The sequence below is a fragment of the Paenibacillus xanthanilyticus genome, assembly GCF_042682185.1.
Taxonomy (GTDB): Bacteria; Bacillota; Bacilli; order Paenibacillales; family Paenibacillaceae; genus Paenibacillus_Z; species Paenibacillus_Z xanthanilyticus.
On record NZ_JBHUHA010000001.1, the window covers coordinates 2,545,695 to 2,559,663 of the forward strand.

General features: G+C 63.1%; 4 protein-coding genes. 1 reads left to right on the plus strand and 3 read right to left on the minus strand.

Annotation, left to right across the window (positions count from 1 at the left end):
- Nucleotides 1–49: 49 nt before the first annotated feature.
- Complete coding sequence (locus tag ACFSKT_RS10755; RefSeq protein ID WP_377722876.1) at nt 50–9,757, minus strand: fibronectin type III domain-containing protein; 9,708 nt, start codon at nt 9,755–9,757, stop codon at nt 50–52.
- A gap of 344 nt (nt 9,758–10,101) precedes the next feature.
- On the minus strand, nt 10,102–10,539 hold the full coding sequence (locus ACFSKT_RS10760) for a Dps family protein (protein WP_377722733.1): 438 nt from the start codon (nt 10,537–10,539) through the stop codon (nt 10,102–10,104).
- 264 nt (nt 10,540–10,803) lie between these two features.
- On the opposite strand from ACFSKT_RS10760, the gene ACFSKT_RS10765 reads away from it, so the two are divergent.
- Nucleotides 10,804–11,097, plus strand: a complete 294-nt coding sequence (locus ACFSKT_RS10765) for a Dabb family protein (protein ID WP_377722734.1) — start codon at nt 10,804–10,806, stop codon at nt 11,095–11,097.
- Between the two features lie 95 nt (nt 11,098–11,192).
- Here the strand turns inward: ACFSKT_RS10765 and ACFSKT_RS10770 are convergent, their stop codons facing one another.
- Entirely contained in the window at nt 11,193–13,766 is a 2,574-nt protein-coding gene (locus ACFSKT_RS10770; RefSeq protein ID WP_377722735.1) for a jacalin-like lectin, read from the minus strand.
- Nucleotides 13,767–13,969: the final 203 nt, after the last annotated feature.

A 13,969-nucleotide genomic window follows, 5' to 3' on the forward strand; every position in this document is an offset into this window, starting at 1 on the left:
AATAAAAACCGCCCGGAAGAAAGCCGCAGCTTCCTCCGGGCGGTCTTGCTTACATCGGGCTGTCGGCGATAACCGCCCCCGACCGCTCCATGACGCGCGCGACCAGCGCGGCCGCCTCGACGCGGGAAGCGGTGCGCTGCGGCGCGAGCTGTCCGGCTGCGCCGGTCAGCCAGCCCTCCCGGACGGCGGTCTCGACAGCATCCTTCGCCCAATCGGATACGGACGCGCCATCGCGGAACTCGGCTAGGTTGGAGGCTGCGTTCGACGTTGCCCCCGGTGCAGCGCCCATCACGCGCGCCAGCATCGCGACCATCTCCTCGCGCGTGACCGCGTCGTTCGGACGGAACTTGCCGTCCGCGCCCCGGACGAGGCCGAGCTCCGCCGCTTCGTTCACGTAGCCGGCATACCAAGCGCCGGACGCGACGTCCGCGAATGGCTGCGGCTGCGGCAAGGACTCGCCGATGTTTGCCCCAGCTTGCGTCTCCGGCAGCGCGCGCGCCAGCAGCACGAGCAGCTTGGCGAATTCGGCCCGCGTGATCGCCCGGTTCGGATCGAAGCGTCCGTCCGGCGCGCCGGCCGCCAGGTGGCGGCTGGCCAGCAGCTCGACCGCTTCCCGGCCCCAATGGCCGGTCAAGTCTCGGAACGAAGGCTCATAGAGCATGACCGCGTACGTGCCGGAATCGGTCATTGGCGCCGTCACGAGCCGGTTCTTCGTATCCACGATTCCGCCCATGTACGACCACCCGGAAGCAGTGTCGTCAGCTTGGCGATACACGCCAAGCTTGCGCGGGTCGGCTCCCTTCAGCAAGGATACATCATACGACACCGAGAGCTCGGCACGCTTCAGCAGCGACCCGCTACCGACATGCAGCCGGTAAGCCGGCGATGCGACAGTCCATCCCGCTGGCGCCGCCGGATTCCCGACCTGCTCGGCGGTCAGCTCGGTTGATTCTCCAACCGCATTCGCCGCCAGCCGCAAGGTCAGCTTGCCGTCAAGCAATCGATGCTTCCCGCCCTCGGCCGTCAGCTCGATCGTCTCGCTTACGCTTGCCTCCGGTTTGTCGTCCGGCTCCCCGGTCTGGCCGCCCGTCACCGGCCCCGGCCCTGGTCCCGGATTGCCGCCCGGTCCGCCGGAGGTGCCGGCAGACGTGCGCGCTGTCAGCGTCACGCCGGACGATTCATTGCCCGACTTATCGACGGCTAATATCGTTACTTCGTACTCTGTCGACGCCGTCAAGCCTTCGATGACATGCCGCTGCACGCCTTTCGCGACTTGCGCGGTCCCTGCCGCTACCGCATCGCCGCTCTTGCGCCAGCTCACGGTGACGACGTCCAGATCGGCATCGGCCGGATCCGTCCACTTGACGGCGATGCTGCCGCTGCCCGGCGTCAGCTGTATTGAAGCTGCCGGTTTGGGTCCCAGCACGTCGGCGCCCGCAAGCTGCTCGCCGGCGGTTCTTGCCTCGATGGCCGTCTTGGACGCATTGCCTGCCTCGTCGACCGCGAGCACGTCGATCGCATAGACCGTGCCGCTTGCCAGACCGTTCAGCAGCGTCCACCTCACGCCTGGCTCCACGGATGCCGTCTTCGGCTCGCCCGCCGAGCCTTGGACGCGGTATTGAATATCGACCCGCGACAAGTCCGGATCGAACTGCTCCTGCCAGCCTAATATGATCTGCGAGGCATCTGCCTCTGCATTCACCTCGGTTACGGCAAGCGGCGGCGTCTCATCCGCTTCGGCGACGAGGAACTCCGCTTCATATGCGGCTGCCATCGGCACGCCCGCATAGCTTTGAACCGCGCCGTCGACCGCGAGCTTATACGTTCCGCCGACGGTCAGCGGCGCAGCCGGGGTGAATCGGACGGAACGCGCGACCTGCTTGCCGTCATAGGCGATCGCATCGACGGCTGCCCACTCGCCCGGCACCGTCTCGCCGCTTGCGGCATCGGTTACCGCGAATAGCTGTCCGTTCGCGTCGTCCGCCAGCACATGCCGGTTGAACACCGCCTCGACCGACCCGCCACCGGGAGCCGCGCCGACGCGCGTCACGCTGGCCGGCTGCGTCGAGATCATCGCCACGTTCACGTCGAAATGCGGCGGAAGGACGATCAGCTCCCGGCTCTCGGCCGGCAAATACCCTTCCTTCTCATACCGCACCTTCCACTTGCCCTCCGGCACATCCCAGCCATAGCGGCCGGCATTGTTCGTATGCATCGGATTCAGTTGGCCGTACCATTCGGCGTTCCAGACCTGCCAAGCGCCCGCTCCCTCGTTCCACCGCAGCGCCGTCGTCCGCACATCGGGAATCCGGTTATCTTCGGTCACTTCATACACGTAGCCGCTTGGATCATGAATCCACTCCGGATCGGCCAAGTCGTCGTCCGGGCGATCGTCATCGTCGTCTTCCTCGTCTCGACACTCCGCATCATTGGCGATCGCGTTGCGCAGCCCTTGCAGACGTCCGGCCATCTCGCCGTCGAGCACCTTGCCAGCGGCGTTGGTTACCATGAACATAGCGATCGTGCCGAGCCCGAACGTCTCCGGCCCCGCGAGCACGCCGATGATCATCAGGGCAGCCTTCGTCGATTCATAGGCGATCAGGCGCGTATACAGCGAATCCAATTCATTCACGTAACGGTTCACGGCGGACGTCGAGCAGCCGTCCGTCACTTGATCCAGAATCGCGCTCATCTCGGCGAGCGTCTCGTTCACGCCCAAGCCGTCGACGAGGCTGTAGCCCGCATCCATGGTCTTCCATGTCAGATCGCCTGCCCGCGAGGCGAAGGCCGCGCTGAGCCGTGTCGCCACGACGTTGACCGCGGCGTTCACCGCCGCGCCCGATAGCGCCGCCGTGCGAGGCGATCCGGAAGCGCCGCTCCGCAGGCCAAGCCCGCCCTCGGTCAGGAGCGCCATCGCCCGCTGCGTCGTCAGACCTTCGCCGGTATCCGGCATATAGGCACTCAGCTCGATGGTTAGCTTGCCGTCCCGGAAGCCGTGGCTCATCTGCAGCCCGTACAGCGCCACGCCGGTCTCCCGCTCGCGCGCCAGATCGGCGGCCGTCGGCACGTACTGCTTCCGTTCCATCGTGACGCCCAGCCGCATGTCGACATCGCCGCCCGACGTCGGGATCGTCCCCTTCAGCGTAGCGGTTTGCCTGGTTGCGCCAGGCGTTCGTTCCGACACGTTCAGCTCCTTATCCTTTACATTCTGGAAGGCCGGCGGCAGCTGGCCGTTCAGTTCTTCGGCCGGCGGCGCCTGCGCGGCATCCGTAGCCGGCGCTTCGATCGTCCGGTAGGACACGCTCACGCGGCCGTAGGAACCTTTGACGACCGCGCGGAAGACGCCCTTGTCGTCCTGACTGGCCTTCACGCTCGCGTCTCCGAAACGGAACACCACGTCGCGCACCAGCTCCGGCTTGTTGAATTTCAACGCGAAGGTGAAGGGCATGCCCGGCACATATACGTACGGGAATCGCCCTGTGCCATCGGCCGGATCGAGCTGCACTTCCCGCCCGTCCGTCTGCTTCATCGTGAAGCTCACCATCTCCGGATGGCCTTCGTCGTAGCGGATCATCACCGGGTCGCTTGCGTAGTGACGTTCGCCCTTGACCGCTTCCGCCCGAATGCGATGAATCGCGGTCGCGCCTACTCCGGCAAGCTCCGCCTTCAACGACCAGAAGCCGCCCGGCGTCGCCGTCGTCTCGCCGAGCAACCGCGCCCCCTCGAGCACGACGACACGGCTGTCCGCGGGCGCCCGGCCGCCAAGACGAACGTCCTTGCGTCCGATCGTGCCCGGCGCTTCAAGCGTCAAATGCTGCAGCTCGGCCGTCACCGTGCCGATCGCCTCTTCCCGCTGTTCCCCGCCGACCGTATAGACGATCTTCGGCACGATCGCAAGCGGCTCGGCCGGTTCGTTCTCGGCCGCCTGGAGACGATACTGCACGACGCCCCCCATACGCGTCAACAAATCGCCGAGCGCAACCGCGATCCGCCCGCCTTCGCGGATGACCTGCTGCGGCTGACCGGCGTGCAGGACGCTGCCTTCGACAAGCGACGTGCCCGCCGGGACATCGAGCACCAGCTTGGCGTCTTTTACGGTTTGGCTGCCTTGATTCCGAACGCTCGCTCTCACCAGCATGTCGGTGCCCGGCGTCAATACATCGCGATCGAGCGTGACCTCGTTGCCCTCCCGACCGCCGAACCATCCATCGCCCGCGAAGGCGATCTGCCCCAGATTGACCGTCTGGTCCGCCGCCGCTTGGAACGTTCGCTTGACGTATCCGTTGTGGTCGGGGCTGAATACCTCAAGCTCGTATTCGCCCGCCTCCGGCAGCTGCCATTGCATGCGGCGCTCGCTCCAGGCGCCGTCCGCAATCAGCCGGCGGGCGCCGTTCCGCTCGCGGCCGAACATTTTCCACGTATTCGGCGCCTCGGGATCAACCGGCTCCTTCCAATCGGCTACCGCCGCGGCACCTGATTCCTCCAGCCAAAGCTCGACTTGGCCGGTCCGCTCGGCGGAGATAACCGCCTCGCCGCAGACGAGCGGCATGCCCGCTTCCAGGCCGTCCGCGCAAATTCGCACCTTCTCGCCCGGATTCGCCTTCACGACCAGCGGATTACTCCGAGATAGAAGCAAGTGCGAGGAATCGATATGATAATGGACGAACGTCCGCCAATCTATCTCGTGCGGACCGATCCACGCTCCCCCCGCGGCGCGGGTGAAGAGCTCGACTTCGACCTTGGACGGAAGCTGCTCCGTGATGTGCAGCGGGACGTCGTTGACACCTTCCGCCATCGTCTTCGAGATCCAAGGACCGTGCGTATACGGCGGAATGGATGCCTGGATTGCAGCCTCGCCGCGAAGGACGCGTGCTTCATAGCGTCCCTCGCGGTCGGTAAGCGACGAGAAGATGCCATCGCCTTGCCGTATGGTTACGGTCGCCCCGGCGATCTTCTCGCCGCCCTGTCCGGTCACGGTTCCGCGTACGACCGCGTTCGCGTTCCACGGCAGCTCAATCGCGGCGTTGTTCATGCCCCTTGCCAGCTTGCTCGTTATTTCGGCCGGCAGCAGCCGGTCCGATCCCGCCTCCACGCGAAGGCGAACCGTCCTCCCGTCCATATCCGGCAATCCGCCGAACTGCGCCTGGCCGCTCCCATTCGTGACCGCCGTATAGCTGCGGCCGCTGCCCGGCTCCACCATCGTGACCTTGGCGCCTCCCGCTGGAAGATTGGAAGGGGTTCTCGCGGTTACGGTCACACGCACCGTATCCTCCGGTTCGATCCCGACCGTTGTTCGCGTCCCTGCCGACACCTTAACGGGAGCCGGAGGCGCATCGAGCAGGAGGTCACCCGATTCGGGGTGATTAAGCGTCACTGCATAATCCTCCGCGGGCGCAAGCCCCTTCAGCAGAAGCGTGCCGCTAGCTCCTGGACGCGTCGTCCGGGCGGCCTCCGCCCGGACGCTTTGCACCGTCAAGATCGCCTGCTGCGCCAGCGTGCGATTGCCCGTAATATGGATCTGCAGCGACCCGCCGACTGGAATCGCCTCGCGCCATACCGCGGATCTCGCGCGTTGTCCGTCCTTCTCGGCCGAAACCTCGGCGCTCAGGAGCCGAGCCGCGTCGCCGGGGATCGTTACGCTGCCTTTATAGCGCCCGGTAACGCCTTCCGCCTTGATCGACACGGCCAGCTCCCGGGTCGCGCCGCCGGTGGTTTCGTAGACGATCGTTCCGGACGCTTCCGCTCCCGGCTCCGACATGAAGCCGAAGTCGACGCGGTCGCCGAGGCCGGCGTACGTATTCGCATACAGCGGCATGACATAATGAACACCGGTCACGGCCAAGGTCCTCACCGTGATGCCGCGTTCATGCGTGTACGGCGCCGAGATGCCGCTGCTATCCTTCGCGACGAGCGCATATCGGTAGGTCTTGCCTGCCTGCGCGGTCTCGTCGGTATACGAGCGGACCGTGACGTCCTCCAGCGCCGCCAGCTGCACCGGCTCCTGATCGCCTTCGCGGCGCATGACGGCCAGCGACGCGATATCTCGACCCGCAGCCGGCGGGTCCCACTCCAGCCGAACCCCGCCGCTCGCGGGCAGCGACAGCTTCAACTCGGCGAGCGTGGGCACTGCCATCGTCCGGGCGCTTGCGGTCGGACCGTCCGTCGTCCATGTCCCGCTGCCCGACGAGGCTTCAACCTTCAATTCGTAAGCTGTATCCGGCTCAAGTCCGGTCAGCTTCGCCGTCGTCGCGCCGTTAGGCGCATCCTTGACGACGCCGCCGTAGTGGATCCGGTAAGCTGTCGCGCGCTCCGCCGCCGTCCAGCTGACGGTCAGCGAGTCATGACTGGCTGCCGTCACCGTAAGCGCGCTGCCCGCCGGCCATGCGGCCGCAGCCGGCTCCGCCGTTTCGACGCTCGTCACGAACAGATCCAGCTGCTTGCGCAGCTCGCCGGTCACGAAGTTGTTCGCGCTGGATTGGAACGTCATCCAACGTCCATCCCCGCTCAAGTCGCCGCGCACCGCCGAATCGTTGCCCTGCTGCGCCGGATCATGCGGCAGCGTGGCCCGGATGTTCGTGCCTTTCACCAAATCCCGCACGAAGACGTCCGCCTGGGCGTTCGTATCTCCTTTGACCAACGTCTGGTCGTTCGAGGTGAACGCCACGTAACGCCCGTCGTCGCTGATCGAGGCGCCTTCGCTGTAGCCCATCGGCGACCTGCCGTCGTAAGGGACGACGACGGATTGCGGTGTCGCGCCTGCCGCGGCCTCGCGATCGACGAGGAATACGCCGCCCATTCGGTTCTCCAGCTCGCCGATGCCGAACACGATGTAGCGCGCATCCTCGCTCATGTCGTAAGTAGAAGCCCATCCGCGCTGGAATCCTTCCGGGAATTTCGAGATCCAGGTCAGCTCCTTGGTCGCGAACGCGTACGCATAAATATCCTGCTTGCCGTTCTCGTCTCCGGGCGCATTCTCCCCGAGCGTCGCGAACACGGCATGCGAGCCGTCTCCGCTGATCGCGCCGTTGGACAGCTCCGGCGTCGTGCCGTCGGCCAACGTTAATCGGGTGAACGAGCGATCCGCTCGCTCATAGCGGATGTAGTGGTAGTCGTCCGGCGCATCCGGCGTCAAATTCCGCGCGCGGCTCATGAAGAGGATGCTGTCGCCGTTCGTCGTGATCGTCGGCTGCCAGCTGCCCCCGTTCGTCTGCGCACCGTCCGGCAGTAGCGTGATTTTCGTAAGCGTTACGCCTTCCTCGTCGAACACGCCGTTTTGATCCGGATCGCGGTCATGCAAGAAGACGTCCCAGTTCTTGTTCGTATCCGGCGCGGCGGTCAGATTGGTCGCGCCGGAGCCGAAGACGATGAACCGGCCGTTGCCGCTGATCTTAGCTCCGCTGCTGGCGCCGTTGGCGGTTGTGCCGCCATCGCCCAGCGCACGGCTGATTAGCGAAGTGCGCCCTAGCTCGCGGTCGTACAGAAACACATCCTGTTCGCGGTTGTCGTCACGCGCCGCGATGTCCGCCGCGTCGGTCGCGAAGACAATGTAACGTCCGTCGTCGCTCATGCTCGATTCGTCGATATCGCTCGCGGACATTTTGCCGCTGCCCGGCCGGACGTTAACCCGTTCCACGCGCGGACCCGCTCCGGTCGTTGCGCCCGCCCACTCCGAGGCGGACATATTCCCGTCGCCGTCATACGCGAGCACCCGGAACTCGTAGGCGGTCCGGTTCATGAGACCCGGCACCTCCGCCCACTCGTCTCCGCGGGCAAACATCGGCGTCTCTCTCGGCTCGCCTCCGGCCTTGCGCCACTGCAGCTTGACGCCGGTCACGTCGAGATCGTCCGGGTCCTGCCACGTCACGCGCATCCCGCCCGGAATCGGCGCGCCCTGGACGTTCGACGCTTGCCCTGGCGCCTCCGTCTCCGGCTGCGCAGACGTATTCTCCGTCAGCTCGAGCGCGGCTGCGGACCAGACGAAGTCCGCGCTTCCCGCCTGTACGCGGAAGGAATAGGTCGCCTCCGGCGCGAGGCCCGCCGAGACGTAGCTCGCCTCGGACGTGATCGCTTCGAGCGCGCCGTTCCGATAGATCCGGTAATGCGCGGCTCCTTCAGCAGCCGGCCACGATAAGCCGATGTACGTTGCGCCGAGGCGCGACGCCGTCAATTCGGCGCCTGCGCTCCAAGCCGGCGCGCTCGTACCGGGATCCGGCAGCGCGGCGGCGTAGATATCGTAGAACCCGTCCGTATCCGCCGGGTCGAGCAAATTCGCCGCGTGCGACTCGAACGCCACCGTACGGCCGTCCGCGCTGATGAACGCGCGCACGCTCCACTGATCGCCCGAGCCCCCCGATGCCGCCCGGCTGGCCCAGAACGTCCGGCCGAGCGCGCGATCGCGAACGTACACATCAGCCACGCCCGTATCCGCCGGATCGAACGCGTTATCCGTATGGAACGCGACGAACCGCCCGTCGGCGCTAATCGTCGCGTCGTTGCTGGACAGCTTCCCTTTGACCCCGTCGGAACCATAGCTTGCAACCTCGGTCAATCCGGTTAGCCGATCGTAGACAAGCACGTCCTGCTGCGCGTCCGTATCGCCGGGCGCCAGATTGGACGCATACGATTGATAGGCCACATAGCGGCCATCGGCGCTGATGAACGGGAAGCGGCTGTCGCCGTTGCCCTGCGCGCCCTCGGCCGATACGCTGATCCGCTTCAAGCTCTCGCGCTTCGTATCGTACAGGAAGATGTCGCTTCGTTCGTTCGTATCGCCGCTCACGAGGCTTTTGTAATAGGAATCGAAGACGACGTACCGGCCGTCCGCGCTGATCGACACGCGCGGCAGCGGCGGCTGTCCGAAGACGAACACCTGGTCCGACGCCTGCTGCACGTTGCCGGTCACCCGGTCCTTCACCATCACTTCCCACCCGCTGAATGAATTCGGCTTCGGCCCGGCGAACGCGATATAACGCCCGTCCGCGCTCATCTGGAACGGACTGCCCGCCGCCCCGTACAGGGATGCCTGCACGTTGTCGAAGATTTTCTCGATCGACCCCTTCTGGTCGTCGTACAGGTACAGATCTTCCAGCCCGCTCGTATTGCCCGGCATATTCTGCGCCTTCGACGTAAACAGCACGAAACGTCCGTCCAGGCTGATGACCGGCAAATAGCTGTGGTTGTCCGCCTGCTGGCCGCCGGGACCGAGGTTAATCCGCTTGGTCGTTCCGCTCCCCCGGTCATGCAGGAATATATCCGCGTACCCGTTCGTATCGCCATCGACCAGATTGCTCGCCTTCGAGGCGAACGCGAATTTCGCGCCGTCCCCGCTGACCGACGCCGTCTGGCTGTCGCCCGTCGAGACGCCACCCGCCGAGGAGCTCGCCTTGTACAACCCGCCGCTTACGTTCGCGAGCACGGCGTTCTCCTCCGCCAGGCCTTCTTCCTCCTCTCCTGACGCGGTATCATCCGATTCCAGCTGGCCGTCGGCCGCCGAACCGCCCGCTCCAGGCTCGCTTTCGACCTGGCCCTCCGCCGCCGGATCACCCGTCGTTGAATGCTCGATCGTCACATCTCCTTCACCGGCCGTGATGTCCTGCAGCCCTTCCAACAGTTCCTGCAGCTGCGGGTTGACCGCTTCTTCCGCGGCATCCGCGCCGTATGCGTCCGGCTGCGCGACCGCGCCGAACAGCAAACACCCGATGAGCAGCATCGGGATCCAGTTCCATCGTTTTCTGAAGCTTCGCTTGCGTTTGTCCATTCCCACTCTTGCGTTCCTCCCCGTCTACGCCTCGCATGCCGCGACTTCCGCGCATGCCGCTGCTATGCTACTCATCGTAAACGCTCGCAGGCGGGGCCAGCCAGTGACCGGCTGTCATCATTTTTGTCATTCGAAACCGCGACCGTCATGACGACAGATGACCGTTTTTTGATTTTAACTACAGGTAAGCGACGAAGCGCGAACAATTCCGATCTTTCTATAGCTGATATAACGATTTCCAATATGGCGAGATTGCTTACGGCATGACCGGGCGCGTCCGGGCATGACAAAAAGCCGAGGCGCAAAGCCCCGGCTCTCCATGTCGATATTCGGTTCGCGCGCGATTAACCAAGGAACGACTTCAGCATCCACACATGCTTCTCGAGCGAGCTGTGGATGGCCAGCAGCATGTCCCCCGTCGTCTCGTCGCCTTCCTCGTCCGCGATGCGCATGCCTTCCTTCAGCTCGTCCACGATCCGCCCGAAGTCGCCCTTGATCGCGCTCACCATGTCGGTCGCCGACTCCCCGCCCTCCGCGTCCCGGACGGTAGCCAGCTCCAGAATTTCGCGCAGCGTCGCGACCGGGCTGCCGCCCAGGGCGAGCAGGCGCTCCGCCAGGTTGTCCACGTGCAGCGCCGCTTCCGTGTACAGCTCTTCGAATTTCAGGTGCAGCGTGAAAAATTGCGGTCCTTTGACGTACCAGTGGTAGTTGTGCAGCTTCGTGAAAAGCAGGCTCCAGTTGGCGATTTGAACGTTCAGTACTTGAGGCAATTGGCTAGACATGCGGGTGTCCCCTTTCCAAATTCAAAATTAGCAGTATTTTGCAGGGACCACTATATCACAGCCTCGCCTCGGCTGCCTATTCGTTTTGTCACACCCATCGCTGCAAATTTCGTATAGAAATTAGCTAATCGATTGCTATACGAAGTATAGCGAACGCGATATTGCTTGACTCGGAAACTCGGTGGACGCCCGCTTGTTCACCGATCTATCATTGATCTTGACGGCATTCGGCGGTAGAATGATAGAAAAAACGGAGGCTTCCCCATGATCCAACGTACCGTACTGCTCAAATTCGCCGACACGACGACGCAAGAACAACTGCAAGAGGTCATCCGCCGCTTCAAAGCGCTGGATCAAGTATTGACCGGCATCGTGGAGATCCAAGCCGGACTGAATATTGCCGAGAAAAGCAAGGAATATCAAGTGATTCTCATGGTTCGCTTCGAGAACCAACAAGCACTCGACGCGTATACGGCCAATGAGGATCACCAGGCCGTCGCCACCTTCATCCGCGAATCCGGCAGACTCGACAGCATCGGCGTCGATATCGAGCTGTAATCGAATCGCGCCATGACGAACAGGCTTACCCTCCTTCATCCCGGGATGAAGAGGGTAAGCCTTTTTAGCATTTGCGCCAATGACAAGCTGGCCGCCTACGAACCGGACTGCCCTCCGGTTTGTTTGAATATGCAGCCGAATTGGAGCATCGGCACATCCAGGCTGCCCGAATCTTGTTTGCCATAGAAGCCTTCGACGGTCAAGGCGCAGTCGTACGCGAAGGGCGAGCCTCCGTCGCCGCCGAACGGCCCGTACGACCGCTTATTCGTATGAATCGTCAGCTGATCGATCCAATTGCCGCTTCTACCCGAGATGCGCACGATATATTCATCCTCGTCGAAGCCGAACGTCTCCACCGCGCCCGATTTGGCCGGTCTCCACATGCGCTGCATGCTGGAGCCGCGCTCGGGCCGGAGCAATCCGACGATATCGAACACGAATTTCTTGTTCCCCTTCAGCGGCTTATAGACGCCATGGCGGACGGCAAACCCGGCGAGCCGCCGCGATTCCGCGATCGGGTCGCTGAACGCGATGCCTTCATCCAACCCGTGCACCGGGCCGCGTATCCATTCGGTCGTGGACTCCGGCACGACGACGAACAGTCCAAGTTGCTCCAATGCATCCTTCGACGCTAGGCCGAACAGTCCCAGCACGGAATCCGAATCGATCCGGAACGAATAGCCTTCCCCTGGTCCCCCGAACGGTCCGTACGTGCGCTGATTCGTCCGAATGGTCAGCTGCCGGACGACCATGCGCCGTTCGGGACGGGCCGAGACCGTCCCGGCGTACCCGGTAATCCGGGTGATATGCTCGCCCGGCTCGAATTCAATCCGGTGCGGCGTGCCCGCCGTCCCCCCGTGCGTCCCCTGCTTGACGATCCGGCCGTCCGCCTCCTCGTATTCGGCCGCGATGGAATGGATGACCTGGCCGGCGCGAATCGTCAAGGCGGCCATCCGTCGAGCCGTATAGATATTATCGGCGAAAAACGTGCCCTCCGTCCCCCCGAATCCGCGGGTTTGCGGAAACTTCGTGATATCCGGGCAAGGGAAATGCCGGATGCCGTACCGGTCCATGTACTCCGCGGAATCCATCACCTTCCGAACGACAAGCTCCCAGTCCCGCTCAACATGCTCGACGTAAAATCGTTCCCGGTCGCCCTCGCGCATGGAACGATGCAGCAGGATCGACAGCAGCCGTTCCAGCGCTTCTTCGAAGCTTTTTCCTGAGACGCCATATAACCGATAATCCGGCGAGACCGCGATTTGGTAGACCACGTCCTTAACGTGCCGCGTTCCGTCCAGCAGCGACGCGCGATCGCGCTCGTATTCCGGCTCGGACGCCGGACGAAACAACAGCTGCCGGTAGATCATGTCAATGGCCGTTCTCGAACCCTCGCCGAAATCAGCCGTCCAATCCACGAGGAAGGACGCGATTGCCTGAATGCCGGCCGGAATGCATGCCATTAACGCGACGTCCACCTCGGGTCCGAACGCCTCGTTATTCTTCGTCTGCCTAATGATCGGTTCCAGATGCTGCTTATACACGTCCTTGGAATTTCGCGCCAACCCGTGAATGATCGCTTCGGGCGTAACCTTCGTCCCCTGGTTGAGGCGGACAGTCGGGGCGTCTTCGGCAAAATGCGAAAACGCCGGGTAATGCGCGTCGAAATAGTGCTCGAATTTGGAATGCCGCCGGTCGCGGACCGTAACGATCGGAATCGGATGATCCTGGTCTTCGCCGAAGACGTTCGTAAAGTTGGCCGCATGCATCGGCTGCGATAAATCCGACAAATAATGCAAAGCCAGCCCCAGCGAATAGCCGATATCCGCGAGGTGGCCCAGCCGAAAGCCGTGCCCTTGCAGGAGCAGCGTCTTGGTCTCGGCGGCCAACGCGAGATGCTTCCCGCGATAATGCAGGCAGCGCTCCAGCGCGTTCTCTTTGGAGCGGCCGCCGAACAGCTTGCCTTTGTTATAGGATTGCTTCGTATCGGGATCGTAAAAGTGGCTGTCGTAGGATTCTTGCCAATAGCCCATGAACATCATCGTCCCGACGTACGGCTGTTTGTTGTCGCAATCATGCAGCCCTTGATACAGCGCCTCCCGGAATTCCATATTGTCCCAGAAGCGTAGGAACAAGCTGGCATAAGGAAGTTGTTCGCTTCGCGAGCGGATCAATTCGACGGCTCTCCCCACGACGAACTGGTGACCCTTGTCATCCCACTTCAAGTCGCGCGGGCTGGGCCCGTCTTGATGGTGACATTCACAGCCGAAGGTCAGCTGCCGTAAGTCGCCCAGCACCGATTCGAGCCGGTACGCGGGAGGCGCGCCGACATCCTTCAGGATCACCTCGCCATGATCGCCCGGGGTTAGGAAGGCTGCTGTGCCAGCCGCTTGGATGGTCCATCTCCGCACCCCTTCGGGCTGAATCCGGAACGGCGTCGCGTGCCTTTCTTCCGGGACGAGGAGCACGCGGTTGTCCGCTCCCGCAGCCAAATAGTAAATACCCATCCCGAGCAGATAATTCTCGCCTTTCTTGCGCACGGCCACCACTTCGGTCAGGCCGTAGGACGCTTTATCGACGACCGTCAAACGGTCGCCGTAACTGAACATTTTCCCCGACGGATCGGTCAAGACGACGCAATCGAAATCCGGCGCCAACCATTCGGACATGAACGACACTCCTTCGCATTCTTTGCTGCCAACTATAGCCGCTTCGCACACGCCGCGCCATACCGCTTTCGCGGTATTTTCATCCCCACATATTCCCAATATCAGTCCCGAGACGGGTTACAGTCCAAGAGCGGTTTCGTAAAATGTGGTTGTGCTAGTTGAAACATCCGTCTGCCATGGCGGATGAAAATACTACGAAACCA